We start from the raw sequence: 16,583 nt of genomic DNA on the forward strand, positions 1-16,583 counted from the left end.
TCGCCCACGCGTGCGAAAGGTTCAGGCCGGCGGCGCGTGACGGCTCACCGCACGGGGTCCTTTCCGATGTAGGAGTCCGCGAACGCGGCCGCCGCGGCGGGCGAGCCCAGCAGCCTGCGCAGCCGCGCACCCGCGGAACCCGCCCGGAAGGGATCGCCCGACGACGGCCCATGCAGCAACTCCGCGAACCACTGCGAGAATTCCTGGTACTCCCATACGCGCCGCAGACAGGCCGCCGAGTAGTCGTGCAGCCCGCTGCCGTCGCCCGTCCCGAAGTAGGCGACGAGCGCGTCCGCCAGGAGCAGCGCGTCGTACAGCGCCAGGTTCATGCCCTTCGCCGCGATCGGCGCCACGAGATGGGCGGAGTCTCCCGCCAGGAACAGCCGTCCGTACGTCATCGGCTCCACGACATAGCTGTGCATGTCGAGTACCCGCTTCTCGATGAGCCGTCCCTCGGTGAGCGGTGGGGCACCTGTCACCGACAGCCGGGCGCGGAGCTCGGACCACACCCTGTCGTGCGGCCAGTTCTCCGGATCGTCGCCGGGCCTCACCTCCAGGTAGTAGCGGGTGACCTGGGGGCTCCGGGCCATGTGGGCGGCGAATCCGCGTGAGTTCACACCGAAGACGACACAGTCGGAGGACGGCGGTGCCTCGGCGAGCAGCGCCAGCCAGCCCACCCCGTAGTCGTTGCGGGCCAGGGAGCCGCGCTCAGGCGGCACGTAGGTGCGGGTCACTCCGCGCGCGCCGTCGCAGCCCGCGATGATCTCGCACTCGATGCGCCGGCGCTCGCCCGTGACCGGGTCCGTGTACAGGACCGAGGGCCGGTCGCCGTCGATGGCGTGCAGGGCAACATCCTGTACGCCGAACCGGATGTCGCCGCCGCGCACATCGGCGTACTCGCGCACCAGGTCGGTCACCAACAGAGGCTGTGGATAGACGAAGTGGCGGTCCCCGGTCAGCTCGGCGTAACGGAACCGGTGACGTTCGCCGTCGATTCGGAACTCGCACTCGCTGTGCGGCTGGGCCCGCTCCACGAGCCGGTCGGCCAGCCCCCGTTGGCGCAGGGCGCGCACCGCCCATTCCTCGATGAAGCCCGCCCGGGGCCGCTGTTCGATGAACTCCCGGCTCTCGTTCTCCAGGACCACGCAGTCGACGGACGCGGCGCGCAGGATGTTGCCGAGGGTGAGACCGGCCGGTCCCGCGCCGACGATGACGACGGGGACGCGCTGTACGGATGTGGGGGAGGGGGAAATCACTGGATCATTATGACGGTGACCCGTCAACGCCGGGCATCCGCCCACGTGTTGATGCCCCAGCGGGGCCCGAGGCCCGGTTCGGCGGGCGGCGCCTCACGCGAAGGCGGCACGCGGCTCGGGCAGCAGCGTCTTCGCCGGCCAGTCCAGGAAGTCGCCGTGGGTGTCGCCGCCGGTCTGCGCCGGCGCGATCTCGCTGCAGATCGCCTCCGCGAAGGGGCGTACGGCTCCGGCACGTCCCACAGCTTGGCCGACTCCACATCGGAGCGGGTCCCGCGATGGTTGACATGGCCCCCAGTGGTCCGCCGTCACCGAGAAGTCGAAGCCGACCTCCTCGGCCCGCACGACATGGTCGACGAGGCCACGTGGACCGGTCTGCTCCCTCGCCATCGTGTATCCGATGTGCACCATAAAGTGTGAATAGCCCGTTCTCGCGCCGCGTACACAACCACTCCAAGCCCACGCGCAACGCATGGACACGCGGGCGCCCGCACGGGAAAGATGGCGTACGCATCTACACAGTGTGCATCTGCCGCGCCGCAGCCACTGCCCCGAGCCGCCTGGAGGCCACCCGTATGAGTGCTCGTCCCCTGCCTGTCAGCACGCCCGGCGAGCAGGGTGTCGACGCGTCGGGCATTCACGCGTTCATCGATGCCGTCGAGGCCGCCCCGGACATCGAACCGCACAGTCTGATGATCCTGCGCCACGGTCACGTCGTGGCCTCCGGCTGGTGGGCGCCGTACACACCCGAGCGCCGTCAACTGCTCTACTCGCTGAGCAAGAGCTTCACGTCCACGGCCGCGGGATTCGCCGTCGCGGAAGGGCTGTTGCGCCTCGACGACCCCGTGATCTCGTACTTCCCCGAGTTCGATGCCGACATCACGGACCCGCGCAGCCGCGCCATGCTCGTACGGCATGTCGCGTCGATGGCGAGCGGTCACCTCGCCGAGACCTACGCCGAGGCCTTCCGGCTCGACCGGAAGGAGACCGTACGCGGCTTCCTGCTGATGCCGCCGGACCGCGACCCCGGCACCGTGTTCGCGTACAACCAGTCCGCCACGTACACGCTCGCCGCGATCGTCCAGCGCGTGACCGGCCAGTCGTTGACAGCGTATCTGCGGCCCCGGCTGTTCGACCCCCTGGGCATCGGGGAGGCCGCCTGGCGGCAGGGCCCGCCCGGCCGCGACCTCGGGTTCAGCGGCCTGCACGCCGCGACCGACGCGATCGCCCGGCTCGGCCAGCTGTATCTGCAAGACGGTGTCTGGGAGGGCCGGCGGCTGCTCCCGTCCGGGTGGATCGCGGAGGCCACTCGCGCGCACATCTCCACCGCGGACGGTACGGCCGAGGGGGCGCTGTCGGACTGGCAGCAGGGGTACGGATTCCAGTTCTGGAGGTCCCGGCACGGGTACCGCGGCGACGGAGCGTACGGACAGTTCTGTCTCGTCCTGCCCGAGTACGACGCGGTGATCGCGACAACCGCGGCGACCGAGCAGATGCAGGACCTGCTGAACCTGGTGTGGCGCCACCTGCTGCCCGCGTTCGGCACCGCCCCGCTTCCGGGCGAGGAGGACGACACACTGCGCAGCCGTCTCACGCGCCTCGCCCTGCCGCCGGTCGAGGCGCGTCCCGAGCCTGCTGCGCGCAGCGATGCCTGGGCGGGCGCCGAATTCGTCCCGGCGGGCGGTGCCTGCGCGGATCAGCCGACGCTGACGGGAGTCGCGGTCGCGGCGGGGGACAAGGGCTGGCGCGTGTCGCTGGCCGAGGGCGACCGACGCATCGACCTGCTGCTGGGTACCACCGGCTGGACCGTCGACTCCGGCCCTATCCCCACGGCCGTGAGTGGGGGATGGACCGACCCGGAGACCCTGCGCGTCGACGTGCTGTTCCTGGAGACCCCGCACCGCATGACGGTGAAATGTTCGCTCCCGGACCGCACGTTCACGGCACGGTGGCACACCTTCCCGCTGCACGGCGGCCCCCTGCACAAACTTCATGCACCGGCGCACCTGCCGTAACCGGCCGACGGAAAACGCCAGGCCACGCCACCCCTTCCGCCACGTAGAAATATCTACCAACATGCATATGCCGAGGGGCTGATGGGCAGTCGCCGGCCCCGCTGGCTGCGTCTTTCTCCGTGCGCGCCGAGCGGAGCGGACTATCCCCGGAGTGGGCCATGACGAACGTGATGTGGATGCAAAGTGTGGAGTGGCTCGCCGCAGCCGCCACGGATCCCCGGGCGTGCAAACGGGAGTGGGACCAGGGCAGCGGCGGCGTGCTCCTGGAGGCCGGGCGCTTCTGGGACGTGCTGAGCGTTCCCGAACAACTGGGGCTGCTCGCGCTGGACATACTTTGGTCCGACCCGCTTCAGGTGCCGGGTCCCACGCTGGTGGACTCCGCGGCCCGCCGTGTCGGCTTCTTCCTACCGCCCGATCCCGCCAGCCGCTGGGTGGGGTCCGGGCTCCGCCACCTCGGCAAGGGCTCCTGGGTCGCCGTACCGCCGCCGTACCGGTCCGCGGGACCCCTGGAGTGGATCATCCCGCCCGACGGGACCGGTGCCCTGCATACCGCCCTCTCCCTGGAGCTGGCGCTGCGTCAGGCCAACGGAACGCTCGCCATTCTGGCACCCCTCAGCGAGGAGTGACCCTCACCCAGCCGGGGAGACCGCGGGGTACGGGAACCGCGGGCACGGGTTCGGCTTCGTCCGCCTCCGGAGCCGGTGCGGCGAAGGAGGCCCAGAGCACCTCGCGCACATCGCGACGCTCGGGAACCACGCGGCCCTCGTCCCGCCACTCCGCGACGAGCTGAGCGTAGATCGGCGGATTGCTCCGGTGGTCGTTGGTCAGTTTGGCATGCGGGCTGCCGACGCGCGCGCGGGTCGGAACGCGGCGCAGTGTTGTCTGAGTGCTGTCCATGTCGGAGCAACGCTCGCGTACACGCCTGTGGTACGCGTCCTTGCCGTCACCCACCGGGTCGGGTGACCGCGCCCCCCATTCGGAGCAACGGCGGAACCGGCTCACCCGTGCTCGGTTCGGCCCACGACGACCCTGATCGCGTTGATCGTGAGGCCGGGGACAGCCGTGTGATCATCCCGCCGAAGGAGTGGCCCACCAGTACGTAGAGGCCGGGCACATGCCCCGAGGTCAGCGCGGTGCAGATCGATCTTCCGGCCACCGCCCATGTCCACCTGCCGAGCCACGTCGTCGGCGGTCGCGGTCGCCGTCGAATCCGCGGCGGCTGCCGCGGCCGTCGTCGCGCCGCGGGTGCCCGGGGCGGTCCGACAGACGGAGAGCAGCATCCGCACCGCCGCGGTCGAAGCCGGCATCCGCGCCGCCGCGGTCGAAGCCGGCACCCCGAGGGGCATACGTCGTCGCAAGGCACCACCCGGATCGGAGGCGCGATGCACCGCCACCGGGCTCGGCGTGAACCGCCGACCGGTGCCGTTTCCGGGCGACGTCCGCCTACTATGCGGCCCCGTAGAAGTGAGCCTGGCCCCCACGCCACTTCACCCATGCGGGATCGTCCAAGAGGTCTTCCGCGTCGGGCAGACCCGCCCGGCCGAGGAACTCGATCAGATCCTCGTCCGAGAACGCCACACCGAGGTTCTCGCCCCGCGCGGTCACCTGGCGGCCGCCGGTACCAAGGGAGGGATGTACTACCAAAGGAGCCCGTCCGGACATGTATCCAGCATCGTCCTGAGCGGCGCGACCCGCATCCGGACGGCCGCACATCGCTCCGGACGAGACCAGCGACGAGGTCACGTGGCGGCCCGGCGACGAGATCACGCTCGCCCTGGGCGTACTCGCCCTGGCCTGGCCCGGTGCCACTCGATCGGCTTCGGCCGGCTGATCCACGGATTCATGATCTCGGCGGCGGCGATCTCCGCGGAGGATCTGCCGACCCGCGGCCGGCAGGCCGTGCTCGGTATCCTCACCTCCCTCGGCGGGATCGTGCTGATCGTGTCGCCCTTCCACTCCATCGCCGCGCTGACGCTGGTCGCCGCAGTCCGGCTCGCGGTGCTCGGCGTGATGGGGATCGCGCACGGCATCCGAGTGCGGGCGCACCTCGCCCAATGACCTGAACTGGGATCAGGGGAGGTCTACAGTGGCCACAAAGTGGTTGAATTCAGTACCAAGAGTGACTGCTTCCCTACCCGAGGAGCTCCCCATGGATCCCGTGGACCTGGCAGCGATCGAGGCGGAGCGTCAGCGGATCCGGGACGTGTATCTGACCGAGGAGAGGCCGACGAGCTCTGCCCGCGGGGTGCACCATGTCGCGCTGTTCTCCTCGGACGTGCAGCGGACCGTGCGGTTCTACCAGGACGTCCTGGGGTTCCCCCTCACAGAGATGATCGAGAACCGCGACTACAAGGGCTCCACCCACTTCTTCTTCGACCTCGGCAACGGCAACCTCCTGGCCTGCTTCGACTTCCCCGGCCTGGACCTCAGCCCGTACGCGGAGGTCCTCGGCGGACTGCACCACCTCGCCATCTCGGTCGACCCCATCACCTGGCAGCGCTTGCGCGAACGGCTGGATGCCGCCGGAGTCGAGTACGTGCAGGAGAGCGGCACGTCGATGTACTTCCGGGACCCGGACGGTGCCCGCGTCGAACTGCTCGCCGAACCGCTCGGTGAGATGTACGGCAGGTCGCTGCGCTGAGAGCCCGGCTCATGGTCAGCACGGCCTGAAACGCGCCACATACGTCGAAACGCGCCACACGCGTCGAAACGCTCAGCGCAGATCGAAACGCTCCGCCCAGGTCATGACGTCCCCGGTGGTCGCGTTGCCCCCGCACAGCACCAGCCCCAGCCGGGCCCCGTCGCCGACGCGCTCCAGCACCCGCCGGGCCGCGGGCAGCAGACAGCCCGCGGCCGGCTCGGCCCACACCTTGGCGTGGTCGGCGAGGTCGAGGGTGCCCCGCACCGCCTCGCGGTCCGGTACCACGAGCACATCGTCGACCAGGGCGGACACATGGTCGTACGTCAGTTGCGAAACGGCAGGCGCGCTGAGCGTGGTCACGATCGAGGACAGCGGCACCGGCACCGGACCGCCCGCAGCCAGCGCCTGGGACATGGCCTGTGCGCCTTCCGTCTCCACACGCCAGATCCGCACCCCGGGCCGCAGCGCGCGCAGTGCCGCGGCGACACCCGAGATCAGCCCACCGCCGCCGATACTGACGAGTACATCGGTCAGTTCGCCGGCGTCCTCGGCGAACTCCAGGCCGACGGTGCCCTGACCGGCGATCACGAGGGGATCGTCGAACGGGTGGACGAGCGTCAGCCCCTCGGCCTGCAACCGCGCCATGAGCGCGAACGCGCCGTCCATGTCATCGGTCAGCCGCAGTGCGACGCCGGCCGATTCCACGATCTCGGCGGCACGCGGCGACGCCGACCGCGGCATCACCACGGTCGCCTTCACATCGAGCGCGGCGGCCATCACGGCGAGCGCGTTCCCGTGGTTGCCGCCGCTCACCGCCACCACACCCGCCGCACGCTCGGCCTCGCTCAGCGCGAGCAGCCGCGCCGTGGCGCCACGTGCCTTGAACGACCCGGTGCGCTGCAGCAGTTCCAGCTTCACCGTGACCGGCACCTCCAGCAGCGATGACAGCCCCGGGCTCGTCACTGTGGGCGTCCGCACGACATGTGCCGAGATCCGTTCCGCCACGGCATGGATCTCCGGGACACCGATCAAGACAGCCAACTTTCCCCCTGCGGACGCGGCGAAGTGAGAGACCGTGTGCAGCACCGCTCGGACGTGTAGTTGCCGTCAGCGCAGTGTCTCGGCCCAGTTCGCGGGGACCCGGCCGGCGGGTCCGGGTGTGGGCTGGTCGGCTGGGTGGTTGACCGGGGGAGCAAGGTCGGGCCCCGACTCATACAGCTCGGAGGTCTCGTAGTTCCAGAACCAGTTCTCGCCGGGTTCGAAGCTTTGGATGATGGGATGCCCGGTGCTCTGCGCGTGCGCGGTGGCGTGCTTCGCGGGAGAGTCGTCGCAGCAGCCGATGTGACCGCACTGGGCGCAGCGCCGCAGATGGAACCACCATCCGCCGACGGCGTCGCACTCGGAGCAGCCGGTGCCGCTCGGCGGAACGGCGGGGTCGATCCCGGTGGGTGTGCTCATGACGGCTCCTCGGAGGTGTCCGTGGCGGTCAGGGGAAGACGTACCTGGAAACGGGTGTCGCCGGGCGCGGACTCCACATGGATGCTTCCGTGGTGCTTGTTGGCGACGATCCGCCAGGAGATGTCCAGGCCGAGCCCGGTGCCCTCACCCACCGGCTTGGTGGTGAAGAACGGGTCGAAGATGCGGTCGCGGATCTCCGCGGGCACCCCGGGTCCGGTGTCACCGAACTCGACGAGCAACTGGTCCCTGTCGAGCGCGGTACGCACCGTCAGGGTTCCCTCGCCGTCCATCGCCGAGACGGCGTTGTCGATCAGGTTGGTCCACACCTGGTTCAACTCGCCCGGATAGGCGGGGACCCGCGGCAGCGTACGGTCGTACTCCTTGACGACTTTGATGCCCGAGCCCATCTTCCCCGAGAGCATCATCAGTGTGCTGTCCAGCAGTTCGTGCACATCGGCGACCTGGTAGGGCGCGCGGTCGAGCTGTGAGTACTGCTTGGCCGCGCCCACGAGGTGCGAGATACGGGATGTGGAGTCCTCGATCTCGTTCATGAGGAGCTCGGTCTCCACGGTGTAGTTCAGCCAGTGGACCGCGCCTTGGAGCGTCTCCTCGTCCACGGCTGCCGCGACCTGGTCCAGCCAGTCCGTGTCGAGCCCCGCCTGCACGAACGTCGGTGCCAGCTGCCAGCCGCCCGCGATGTCGTGGTCGTCGAGCCAGTCGGCGAGGGCGTCCTCCCGGTCGGAGGCTTCGAGCGGGCTGAGCGGCGTCGCCTTGGCGACCTGCTCGGCGGTGCGCTCCTGGATCTCGACGAGCGTTTCGAGCGTCTCGCGCTGGTACGGGCCGTGCGCGATCGCGCCGAGCTTCTGCCGCATCTTGGCGACCCGCTCCCGCAGCGCGGACGTGGCCCGAACCGCCGCCGCGGCGGGGTTGTTGAGCTCGTGCGTCAGCCCGGCCGACAGCGAGCCGAGTGCGAGCAGCCGCTCGCGCTGGCCGATCGCCCGCTGGGTGTTCTGACTGCCGAAGAACAGCCCCTCCAGCAGATGGACGGCCATGGGGAACCACTCCCGCAGGATCGCGGAGAACGTCTCCGCGGGCAGCACGAAGAACCGCGACGGCTCGGTGACCCGTGCGGAGCCCTTGTAGCCGGCCTCGGCAAGTCCGGCCAGATAGGCCTGCATCGCCCCCGCGTACACCCCGCGCTGGGAGGTGCGGCTGATCTCCACGTCGTCGCCGCCGACCCGGCGCGACATCACGATCGTGCCTTCGAGGAGCACGAAGAAGCAGGTGGCGGGCTCGCCCTCCTGGTACACATAGCCGGGCTCGAACAGTTCCACCCGGCCTTCCCGGCAGAGCCGGTCGAGCTGGTCGGCGTCCAGCTTCTCGAACAGGAACAGCGTGCTGAGCTCCGCCGGGCTGCACGGCACCGGCTGCCCGCTCATGACTGCTCCAGATAACGGTGGACGAGCATGACGGCCATGGCTCCCTCTCCGACCGCGGACGCGACCCGTTTCGCGGACTCGGCGCGCGCGTCCCCGGCCACGAACACGCCGGGCACGTTGGTCTCCAGGTGGTACGGCGGCCGGTCCAGCTCCCAGCCCGCGGGCGGCTGCCCGTCGGGCGTCATGTCCGGGCCCGCCATGATGAATCCGCGCGCGTCCCTCAGCACGGTCCCCTCCAGCCAGTCGGTGAGCGGCGCCGCACCGATGAACACGAACATCCACTGCGCGTCGACGAGTTCGGTGTGCCCGCTCGCCACATCGCGCAGGGTGAGCTGCTCCAGATGGTCCGAGCCGTGCGCGGCCTCGACGACCGTGCCGGTGCGCACCGTGATGTTGGGCGCGTCGTCGATCTGCCGGATCAGGTAGTGCGACATCGACGCGGACAGCGAGGAGCCGCGGACGAGGATGGTCACGGACTTCGCGCCCCGCGCCAGGTACATGGCGGCCTGCCCGGCCGAGTTCGCCCCGCCCACGATGTACACGTCGTGGCCCTGGCAGGCGGCCGCCTCGGTCAGCGCGGAACCGTAGAAGACCCCGCACCCGGTGAGGTCGTCGAGCCCCGGAGCCGCCAGTTGCCGGTAGGACACGCCGGTCGCCAGGATCACCGCGTGCGCGGAGATCGCGGAGCCGTCGGAGAAGCGGATGGTGCGCGACGCCCCGGTGACCTCGAGCCCGGTCACCTCGCGCGCCGTGAGGATCTCGGCGCCGAACTTCGAGGCCTGCCGTCGCGCACGGTCGGTGAGCTGCGCCCCGGACACGCCGTCGGGGAAGCCGAGGTAGTTCTCGATCCGCGAGCTCTGTCCCGCCTGTCCACCGGTCGCCGACCGCTCCACGAGCACGGTCCGCAGCCCCTCGGACGCGCCGTACACGGCCGCTCCGAGCCCCGCCGGACCGCCGCCGATGACGACGAGGTCGTAGAACTCCTCCGTCGGCGTCGTGGCCAGCCCCACATGGGTCGCCAGATCCGGATCCTCGGGCTCCACCAGCGGCGTACCGTCCGGTGTGATCACGAGCGGCAGCCGCTCCCCGTCCTGCCCGGCGGCCGACAGCAGCCGCTGACCCTCCGGGGTGTCGGACGAGTACCAGCGGTAGGGCACCTGGTTACGGGCCAGGAACTCCCGTACGCCCGAGGTGCGCGCCGACCACCGGTGCCCGACCACCTTGCAGGTCGCCACGGGCCGGTAGTCGCTGGCCCGCCACGCGTCCAGCAGATCGTCCACGACCGGATAGAGCTTCTCCTCCGGCGGGTCCCACGGCTTGAGCAGGTAGTGATCCAGATCGATCACATTGATCGCGTCGATCGCCGCGTTCGTGTCGGCGTAGGCGGTGAGCAGCACTCGCCGCGCGCCCGGATACACGTCGAGCGCCTGCTCGAGGAACTCGATGCCGTTCATCTGAGGCATCCGGTAGTCGGCGAGGATCACCGCCACCTGGTCGCCGCGCAGCTTGAGCTCCCGCAGCGCGTCCAGTGCGGCGTCCCCGGACTCGGCGCGCACGATCCGGTGCGCCTCGCCGTAGCGGCGCCTCAGGTCGCGGGCGACGGCGCGCGACACCCCGGGATCGTCATCGACGGTCAGAATGACGGTCCGCGCCGGATTGGCGGCCTGTGCCATGTGTCTCCCACCCCGAGCCGGTCAGTGTCGTCCCGGCCGCGCGGACGCCGTGGCGAGCCGTTCGGCCGGTACAGGCATCAATCGTATGTACGATCGGTCACCTTTGCTCAGGAACCGGGTACTCACGCGGGCGGCACGGGGGCGTCCGCCCGTGGCGGCAGTGCGTCGCGGACCTTGGGGAGGATGTTCGCGACGTAGTCCTCGACGGCCGTGTCCAGACCGATGTCGTGCTGTGCGTGCTCGGACAGGAACCAACGGTGTTCGAGGAGCTCGTGGTACAGCTCGGCCGGGTCCATGGAGCCGCGCAGGTCGGGCGGCACGGCGCGGACGGTCGGCCGGAACACGTCCCGCACCCAGCGGTGGGCCAATACCTCGGGGCGGGCGGCGAGGGGGTCGCCGGGCGCGTAGTCGTCCTGGGTGGCCATCCAGCTCTCCAGGTCGTTCAGGAGCCGGCGCGCCTGGTTCTCCTCGGTGTCGAGCCCCGTCAGCCGCAGCAGCTGGCGCTGATGGTGGCCCGCGTCGACGACCTTGGGCACGAAGGTGACGGTGTCGCCGCCCGGCGAGTGCGCTATCTGCATCTCGGCGACGTCGAAACCGAGGTCGTTGAGACGGCGTATGCGGCGGTCGATGTAGTGGTACTTGCCCGCCGGATACACGGAGGTACGGGTCAGCTCCTCCCACAGCCCCCGGTAGCGCGCGCAGATCTCCGTGCCGAACTCGATCGGGTCCACCGAGGGATGCAGGGCCCCGGCCGCCTCCAGGTCCAGCAGCTCGCCGCTGATGTTGACCCGCGCGAGATCGAGGTCGTACTCGCGCTGTCCGTTGCTGAGTTGGGGGTGGAGATCCCCGGTCTCGGCGTCCACCAGGTACGCCGCGTACGCCCCGGCGTCACGTCGGAACAGCGTGTTGGACAGGGAGCAGTCGCCCCACGCGAACCCCGCCAGATGCAGCCGCACCAAAAGCACGGCCAGCGCGTCCATCAGCCGGTGCATGGTGGCCGGCCGCATCGTCGTCTCGAACATCGAGCGGTACGGCATCGAGCCGCCCAGGTGCCGGGTGATCAGTACGGGCTCCAGCGGCGCGCCCTCCGCGTCGGTGCGCCCCGTCACCACGGCGAGTGGATCGACCGCGGGGATGCCGAGCCGGTCCAGGCTGCGCAGCAGCTCGTACTCGCGCACGGCGGGCCGCTCGGCGAGCTCCTTGACGGCCACCACCTCGTCTCCGGCGCGCGCGTAGCGCACCACATGCCGCGAGATGCCGCGCGGCAGCGGCACCAGGTGGTGCTCGGGCCACTCCTCCAGGGGCAGCTGCCAGGGCAGTTCGAGCAGGAGCGCGGGGTGCTCCGGATTGGTGGCGCTGATCTGCAATGCCATGGCTGGGCTGCCCTCACCTCAGGGTCGAACGCTGTCCGGACCTCGGGGTCGACCGACATCCGGCTCCAGCATCTACGAATGATCCCGGAGGCGGAAGACGCGGCGGGCGTTGCCCGACAGGAACAACTCGGTGGTCTCCTCGTCCAGGCGCAGGTCGGCGAGGTGTTCCAGCGCCTGAGTCGGCGTGATCATGGGGTAGTTGGTGCCGAAGAGAACCTTCCGCCGTCCCCTGCCGCGCAGATACTCCACCAGCTCGGGCGGGTAGCGGCGCGCGGTGTAGGCGCTGGTGTCGATGAAGACGTTCGCGTGCTTGTCGGCCACGGCGATCATCTCGGTGGTCCACGGATAGCCGATGTGCCCGCAGACGATGGTCAGTTCGGGGAAGTCGAGCGCGACCTGGTCGATGTACGGGATGGGCCGGCCGGTCTCCGACGGGCGCAGCGGTCCGGTGTGCCCGACCTGGGTGCAGAAGGGGACACCGAGTTCGACGCAGGCGGCGTACAGCGGGTAGTAGAGCCGGTCGGTGGGCGGCAGCTGCCACAGCCACGGCACGATCCGCAGCGCCACGAAGCCCAGCTCCTCGACGGCCCGCCGCAGCTCCCGCACGGCCGCGACCGGCTTGGCCAGATCGACACCGGCGACGCCGCGCAGCCGTCCTTCGGACCGGTCGACGAACTCGGCGACCTCGTCGTTGCTGATGAGCGGCCCCTGCGGCCCGTACCAGGCCGCGGAAAGACCGATCTGCACGTCGGCGGCCGCCAGTGCGGCCACCGTGGCCTTGACCGGCAGGGGTTCCTCCAGCAGTTCCATGCCCGTCCAGCGGCGCAGCGACTCGAACATCTCGTGGTTGGAGTGGCGGAGTGTGGGGTGCTGCATCCACGCGTCGACGACCGGCATGATCCCGTGCCTCCCTGAACCCATGGCTAAGCGTTTGCTTATCCGGATCCTAGGGGTGTCCGCGTTGCCCGGCTAGCAATGCACGGCATCGACCAGAGCCGTCAGCGCCGAGACCAGGCGCGAGAAACCCGGGCCCGCCGGACCTCCCGGTTCGGTCATGTATGTGTCCCGCCGGATCTCCACCATCAGAGCGCTCACCCGCGGTTCCCTCTCGTAGTACCGCAGCGGGACGTACGCCCCGGAGAACGGGCTGTCGATCCCCACACCCGCCGCGCCCGCGAACGCCTTCTCCACGAGGGCGACCAGCTCGGGCGGCGTGTGAAAGGAATCGGTCCCCACACAGATCGGCGGCCGCGGCCCGTCGCCGTGCAACTCGTACGGCAGCCGAGCCGTCGGATACGAGTGGACGTCGACGATCACGGCCCGCCCGGCCGCGGCCAGCCGGTCGGCGACCGCCGCCGTCATCGCCCGTGCGTACGGGTGGAAGTAACGGTCGATCAGCGGCTGCGGGTCGGCCTTCGTGGGCCGGAGCAGCGCCCGGTGCGTGGTCCGCGTGTAGACCGCGCCCATCCCCACGGCCAGCATCTCCTCCCGTTCGTCGGGGAACCGCTCGGGATCGACCACCAGCCGGGACAGCCGGTTGACGAACCGCCACGGCGTGACCCCGGCCTCCCCGGCCACGGCCGCGGCGAGTTCCGCGGTGTGCGCGTCCGTGACGTGGTCCAACTCGCTCTCCAACGCCGCGTCGTCGAGGAGGATGCCCTCGCGCACCGGCGCGGGCATCCGCCGCGAGGAGTGCGGGACATGCAGGATCACGGGCGAGTCGGCCGCGCCGGGCAGAAGTTCGAAGGAATCCAGGGCATCCAGAGTGTCGTCCATAGGAGATTCCTATCCCAGCCGGGCTTGCGCGAGCGCATGCCCGAGGGGGCCTGCCCTCACGCGCTTCCGCCGTGGCGTGCGTAGTGCTCGATCAGCGCCGCCCGTGTCGTTTCGAGCCGGTGGGCCAGAATGGCGCCGATCGTCCGGGTCAGGGACAGCTCCAGCGTCGGATCCGCGTCGAAGAGGGTCCGCACCTGAGCGGCGTCGAACTCGTAGGCCCGTACGGGGCTGAAGGCCTCGGCGCCGAAGTCCCAGGTGTGGGGCCTGAACAGCCATGACCAGCCGAGCAGATCACCGGGCCCCAGCGTCGCGACGGAGATTCGTCTGTTCGCGATGACCTGCTGGTACAGCGACACGGTGCCGGAGCGGATCACCCAGAAACGGTCCGCGATCCCTCCTGCCTCGAAGATCCTTCCGTCCGCGGGGAACGAGACCTCGCGGGCCACGCTCATCAGCCGTTCGCGATGTTCGGGGGAGAGGGCGGGCAGGAGCCGGAGAGCAGTGGGCATCGCGGACCTCCATCGCGCCGCCGGGGGACCGCGGGGTTCGGCGGCGCCTGTCGTACCGGTTGTATCCCGTCACCCTCTATTGGAGCCCGATCCGCGGAATCCGTCGCGTCGTGGGCGAGGCGACTTCGTCCGGCGGCGTGTGCACGGGCCACGCCGGCGCCGCCGGCGGTTCGACGGTCGGCGCGCCGCCGACCAGGAAGGGTGCCCCGCACCCCGACTGCGGTCAGCAGGGCGCGCCCCCGGTCGGCGCGCCGCGACGCCCGCGTGCCGACCACGAGGAGGCGCAGGGCGCCGACGGTCGAAGTCTGAACTACGCGCCGATCTTGGAGGTCACGGTGAAGTGCGCCCCGTCGGGGTCACTGAGGACCGCCTCCGTCGAGCCGACCCCCTGTTGATGAGCCGTGCCACCGTTCGCCCGCGCGGCCCGGGCGCAGGCCTCCACGTCGGAGACCGCGAAGTGAATCTGCCAGTGCGGCCTGATGGTGGGATCGGGCGCCGCCTCCACCGCGCCCGAGTGGATCCGGGCCACGATGTCCCCCCGGCTGCGCAGCACGACCTCGTTCTCCTCGTAGTCGACTTCGCAGCATCCGGCCTCCGAGGACGCCCAGCCCAGGACCTCTCCGTAGAACAAGGCGGCGTCGAAGGCGTCGCGGGTGTGCAGCCGGATGAAGGCCGGTGCCGCGCGCCGCCACGTCTCCCAGCCGGCCACGAGTTCGCCCTCCCAGATACCGAAGACCGCTCCGTCCCGGTCGGCCAGCAGTGCCGCCCGCCCCGGCGGGAACGAGATCGGCCCCACCGCGGTCGTACCGCCGCGTTCCTGGCTGCGGGCCACTGTCTCGTCCGCGCTGGCCACGGCGAAGTAGGGAGTCCACGCGACGGCCGTCTTCGCGACGAAGTCCACCTCGGCGACGCCAGCGACGGGAACTCCGTTCACGCGCGCGATCCGGTACTGGTCGCCCATCTTGCGGCCAGAGTGCCAGGTCCAGCCCAGCACGGCGTGGTAGAAGGCCTCCGCAGCCTGCAGATCGCGTGTGGACAGACTGACCCAGCACGGTGCGCCGAACACCGAGTGACTGGTGACGACCTCGCTGCGAAGCGTTCCGTCGCTCTTCATTGCCGTACCGTCCTGTCACTGGCCGGCAGCGGTCGGGGGCGGGTGCCAGGCCTTCGGCAGGCCCCCGCGACCAGCCCAGCCGTAAGAGGCCTCCCGGGCCGGAAGGCCTCCGACGGCATCAGTAGCACCTGCGGATCCGCTGTCCCATCAGCTCCAGCATCCCTCGCCTCGGCGTACCGCGCACCACACGTGGGCTATCGGCGCGGCCGCTCCAGCGTCAGCAGCAGCCCCTCGACCGCGCCGGGACCTATGCGGCCCTTGACGTCGGCGGAGGTGATCGCCTTCAGCGCCCACCCGTCCTCGGCGTGCTTGTTCAGGACCTTCTCCAGCTTGTCGCTGTCCAGCGCATCGCCGATCAGCGACTCCCGGAAGGTGACGACCTTGTACTCGTACGTGTAGGGGCTGCTCATGGCTGTGACGCTCTCCTGCGGTTCGATTGGCGTGGCCGGGCCCACCCAATCACTCATCGGCGCCGCGGCACAGGGCAGGGGCCTGCCCGAGACAGGGCTTTGTTGAGGCTTCAGCGATTCTTGGGAAGCCCTGTCGCTCGGACCGTACGTGCGGATGATGAGGGCCAGTCGGCAGCCGGTCCACCGAGTATGGGGCGGGACCGGCCGGGTGGAGGGGGAACGATGGGAAAGACACAGACCACGAGGCACATAGGCGATGCCGGAGACACCTCCGGCACGGTCGGGGCGGGCGGCTTCGCCGAGTTGCGGGCGCGCGAGTTCCGCTACCTCGACGAGGGAGGGCACACCTACCTCGACCACACGGGCTCCGGACTGACCCCACGCTCGCTCGTCACGGGGAGCGCCGAGCGGATCACCGGCGGATTATTCGGCAACCCGCACTCCGAGAGCCCGGCCTCCCGCGCCTCGGGACGCCTGCTCGCCGAGGCCCGCCGCGCCGTCCTGCGGCACTTCAGCGCCGACCCCGCCGAGTACGCCGTGATCTTCACGCCCAACGCGACGGGCGCCCTGCGCCTGGTCGGCGAGTCCTATCCGTTCGCGCGCGGCAGCAGACTGGTGATGTCGCTGGACAACCACAACTCGGTGAACGGGCTGCGCGAGTACGCGCGGGCCGGGGGAGCCGCGACGGCGGACGCGCCGGTGGACGGGCCAGGTCTGCAGATCGACGAGCGGCGACTGCGGGCCGTGCTGTCGACGGGCGACAAGGGGCTCGGCCTGCCGCGGTGGCGCGACAGCGCACGCTCGCGCGGACTGCTGGGAGGGCGTGTGGGTGGCTCACGCGTGCGCGGACTGCTGCGAGGGCGTGCGGGCGACGCAACCCGGGCGCCGGGGAAGCCGCGTTCGGCCTCCCGCTGAGCCGGCT

General features: G+C 70.4%; 19 protein-coding genes and 1 pseudogene. 5 read left to right on the plus strand and 15 right to left on the minus strand.

The features are described 5' to 3' along the window. Positions 1-44: 44 nt before the first annotated feature. The 3 genes and pseudogenes from ACZ4RZ_RS20175 to ACZ4RZ_RS20185 all read right to left on the minus strand — a co-directional run. A complete protein-coding gene (locus ACZ4RZ_RS20175) occupies positions 45-1,256 on the minus strand; it encodes a 4-hydroxybenzoate 3-monooxygenase (protein WP_467746277.1) in 1,212 nt (403 codons plus the stop codon). A gap of 93 nt (positions 1,257-1,349) precedes the next feature. After that, positions 1,350-1,496, minus strand: coding sequence for a hypothetical protein (locus ACZ4RZ_RS20180; protein WP_467746492.1), 147 nt, complete (start codon positions 1,494-1,496; stop codon positions 1,350-1,352). A gap of 45 nt (positions 1,497-1,541) precedes the next feature. Then, positions 1,542-1,664, minus strand: a pseudogene (locus ACZ4RZ_RS20185) (LLM class F420-dependent oxidoreductase); the annotation flags it as partial. 164 nt (positions 1,665-1,828) lie between these two features. Here ACZ4RZ_RS20185 and ACZ4RZ_RS20190 point away from each other — a divergent pair. Together ACZ4RZ_RS20190 and ACZ4RZ_RS20195 are read left to right on the plus strand one after the other, a co-directional pair. Further along, a complete protein-coding gene (locus ACZ4RZ_RS20190; RefSeq protein ID WP_467746278.1) occupies positions 1,829-3,268 on the plus strand; it encodes a serine hydrolase domain-containing protein in 1,440 nt (479 codons plus the stop codon). A 158-nt stretch (positions 3,269-3,426) separates the two neighbouring features. Then, positions 3,427-3,894: a hypothetical protein gene (locus ACZ4RZ_RS20195; RefSeq protein WP_467746279.1), complete on the plus strand. Its 468-nt coding sequence runs from the start codon at positions 3,427-3,429 to the stop codon at positions 3,892-3,894. Here ACZ4RZ_RS20195 and ACZ4RZ_RS20200 read toward each other — a convergent pair. Both ACZ4RZ_RS20200 and ACZ4RZ_RS20205 read right to left on the minus strand, forming a co-directional pair. Then, positions 3,881-4,165: a hypothetical protein gene (locus ACZ4RZ_RS20200; protein WP_467746280.1), complete on the minus strand. Its 285-nt coding sequence runs from the start codon at positions 4,163-4,165 to the stop codon at positions 3,881-3,883. The genes ACZ4RZ_RS20195 and ACZ4RZ_RS20200 overlap by 14 nt on opposite strands. A gap of 549 nt (positions 4,166-4,714) precedes the next feature. Next, complete coding sequence (locus tag ACZ4RZ_RS20205; protein WP_467746281.1) at positions 4,715-4,930, minus strand: hypothetical protein; 216 nt, start codon at positions 4,928-4,930, stop codon at positions 4,715-4,717. A gap of 180 nt (positions 4,931-5,110) precedes the next feature. Between ACZ4RZ_RS20205 and ACZ4RZ_RS20210 the strand changes: the two genes are divergently transcribed. Together ACZ4RZ_RS20210 and ACZ4RZ_RS20215 are read left to right on the plus strand one after the other, a co-directional pair. Continuing rightward, the gene (locus tag ACZ4RZ_RS20210; protein ID WP_467746282.1) at positions 5,111-5,326 is read left to right on the plus strand and encodes a DUF308 domain-containing protein; all 216 of its coding nucleotides are present in this window, start codon (positions 5,111-5,113) and stop codon (positions 5,324-5,326) included. Between the two features lie 91 nt (positions 5,327-5,417). Continuing rightward, entirely contained in the window at positions 5,418-5,909 is a 492-nt protein-coding gene (locus ACZ4RZ_RS20215) for a VOC family protein (protein ID WP_467746283.1), read from the plus strand. 72 nt (positions 5,910-5,981) lie between these two features. Here ACZ4RZ_RS20215 and ACZ4RZ_RS20220 read toward each other — a convergent pair whose 3' ends face one another. The 10 genes from ACZ4RZ_RS20220 to ACZ4RZ_RS20265 form a co-directional block, all read right to left on the minus strand. Further along, positions 5,982-6,941 (minus strand): threonine/serine dehydratase, encoded by a 960-nt coding sequence (locus ACZ4RZ_RS20220; RefSeq protein WP_467746487.1) that lies wholly within the window; start codon positions 6,939-6,941, stop codon positions 5,982-5,984. Between the two features lie 75 nt (positions 6,942-7,016). Then, entirely contained in the window at positions 7,017-7,367 is a 351-nt protein-coding gene (locus ACZ4RZ_RS20225) for a UBP-type zinc finger domain-containing protein (protein ID WP_467746285.1), read from the minus strand. After that, positions 7,364-8,806 (minus strand): ATP-binding protein, encoded by a 1,443-nt coding sequence (locus tag ACZ4RZ_RS20230; RefSeq protein ID WP_467746287.1) that lies wholly within the window; start codon positions 8,804-8,806, stop codon positions 7,364-7,366. The genes ACZ4RZ_RS20225 and ACZ4RZ_RS20230 overlap by 4 nt, the downstream gene beginning before the upstream one ends. Then, entirely contained in the window at positions 8,803-10,479 is a 1,677-nt protein-coding gene (locus ACZ4RZ_RS20235) for an NAD(P)/FAD-dependent oxidoreductase (protein ID WP_467746289.1), read from the minus strand. The genes ACZ4RZ_RS20230 and ACZ4RZ_RS20235 overlap by 4 nt, the downstream gene beginning before the upstream one ends. Positions 10,480-10,601: 122 nt before the next feature. Beyond that, positions 10,602-11,852 (minus strand): DUF4032 domain-containing protein, encoded by a 1,251-nt coding sequence (locus ACZ4RZ_RS20240; RefSeq protein WP_467746291.1) that lies wholly within the window; start codon positions 11,850-11,852, stop codon positions 10,602-10,604. Between the two features lie 72 nt (positions 11,853-11,924). Continuing rightward, positions 11,925-12,749, minus strand: a complete 825-nt coding sequence (locus tag ACZ4RZ_RS20245; protein ID WP_467746293.1) for an amidohydrolase family protein — start codon at positions 12,747-12,749, stop codon at positions 11,925-11,927. 72 nt (positions 12,750-12,821) lie between these two features. Beyond that, positions 12,822-13,628 carry an N-formylglutamate amidohydrolase gene (locus ACZ4RZ_RS20250; protein ID WP_467746294.1) on the minus strand — a complete coding sequence of 269 codons (807 nt, stop codon included), beginning with the start codon at positions 13,626-13,628 and terminating at the stop codon, positions 12,822-12,824. 56 nt (positions 13,629-13,684) lie between these two features. Continuing rightward, positions 13,685-14,137: a cyclic nucleotide-binding domain-containing protein gene (locus tag ACZ4RZ_RS20255; RefSeq protein WP_467746295.1), complete on the minus strand. Its 453-nt coding sequence runs from the start codon at positions 14,135-14,137 to the stop codon at positions 13,685-13,687. Between the two features lie 310 nt (positions 14,138-14,447). Next, entirely contained in the window at positions 14,448-15,251 is an 804-nt protein-coding gene (locus ACZ4RZ_RS20260; RefSeq protein ID WP_467746297.1) for a VOC family protein, read from the minus strand. A gap of 194 nt (positions 15,252-15,445) precedes the next feature. After that, positions 15,446-15,661 (minus strand): DUF4177 domain-containing protein, encoded by a 216-nt coding sequence (locus tag ACZ4RZ_RS20265; RefSeq protein ID WP_189189814.1) that lies wholly within the window; start codon positions 15,659-15,661, stop codon positions 15,446-15,448. Positions 15,662-15,883: 222 nt separating this feature from the next. Here ACZ4RZ_RS20265 and ACZ4RZ_RS20270 point away from each other — a divergent pair, with 222 nt between their 5' ends. Beyond that, on the plus strand, positions 15,884-16,576 hold the full coding sequence (locus ACZ4RZ_RS20270; RefSeq protein WP_467746298.1) for an aminotransferase class V-fold PLP-dependent enzyme: 693 nt from the start codon (positions 15,884-15,886) through the stop codon (positions 16,574-16,576). The last annotated feature ends 7 nt before the right edge of the window (positions 16,577-16,583 follow it).

It is taken from the genome of Streptomyces sp. NPDC027189, from assembly GCF_055566975.1.

Bases quoted from the DNA above. Each gene is read 5' to 3' on its own strand.
- ACZ4RZ_RS20190 (WP_467746278.1), top strand. From the start codon at position 1,829: ATGAGTGCTCGTCCCCTGCCTGTCAGCACGCCCGGCGAGCAGGGTGTC.
- ACZ4RZ_RS20195 (WP_467746279.1), top strand. From the start codon at position 3,427: ATGACGAACGTGATGTGGATGCAAAGTGTGGAGTGGCTCGCCGCAGCC.
- ACZ4RZ_RS20200 (WP_467746280.1), bottom strand. From the start codon at position 4,165: ATGGACAGCACTCAGACAACACTGCGCCGCGTTCCGACCCGCGCGCGC.
- ACZ4RZ_RS20205 (WP_467746281.1), bottom strand. From the start codon at position 4,930: ATGTCCGGACGGGCTCCTTTGGTAGTACATCCCTCCCTTGGTACCGGC.
- ACZ4RZ_RS20210 (WP_467746282.1), top strand. From the start codon at position 5,111: ATGATCTCGGCGGCGGCGATCTCCGCGGAGGATCTGCCGACCCGCGGC.
- ACZ4RZ_RS20215 (WP_467746283.1), top strand. From the start codon at position 5,418: ATGGATCCCGTGGACCTGGCAGCGATCGAGGCGGAGCGTCAGCGGATC.
- ACZ4RZ_RS20225 (WP_467746285.1), bottom strand. From the start codon at position 7,367: ATGAGCACACCCACCGGGATCGACCCCGCCGTTCCGCCGAGCGGCACC.
- ACZ4RZ_RS20230 (WP_467746287.1), bottom strand. From the start codon at position 8,806: ATGAGCGGGCAGCCGGTGCCGTGCAGCCCGGCGGAGCTCAGCACGCTG.
- ACZ4RZ_RS20235 (WP_467746289.1), bottom strand. From the start codon at position 10,479: ATGGCACAGGCCGCCAATCCGGCGCGGACCGTCATTCTGACCGTCGAT.
- ACZ4RZ_RS20240 (WP_467746291.1), bottom strand. From the start codon at position 11,852: ATGGCATTGCAGATCAGCGCCACCAATCCGGAGCACCCCGCGCTCCTG.
- ACZ4RZ_RS20245 (WP_467746293.1), bottom strand. From the start codon at position 12,749: ATGCCGGTCGTCGACGCGTGGATGCAGCACCCCACACTCCGCCACTCC.
- ACZ4RZ_RS20250 (WP_467746294.1), bottom strand. From the start codon at position 13,628: ATGGACGACACTCTGGATGCCCTGGATTCCTTCGAACTTCTGCCCGGC.
- ACZ4RZ_RS20255 (WP_467746295.1), bottom strand. From the start codon at position 14,137: ATGCCCACTGCTCTCCGGCTCCTGCCCGCCCTCTCCCCCGAACATCGC.
- ACZ4RZ_RS20260 (WP_467746297.1), bottom strand. From the start codon at position 15,251: ATGAAGAGCGACGGAACGCTTCGCAGCGAGGTCGTCACCAGTCACTCG.
- ACZ4RZ_RS20265 (WP_189189814.1), bottom strand. From the start codon at position 15,661: ATGAGCAGCCCCTACACGTACGAGTACAAGGTCGTCACCTTCCGGGAG.
- ACZ4RZ_RS20270 (WP_467746298.1), top strand. From the start codon at position 15,884: ATGGGAAAGACACAGACCACGAGGCACATAGGCGATGCCGGAGACACC.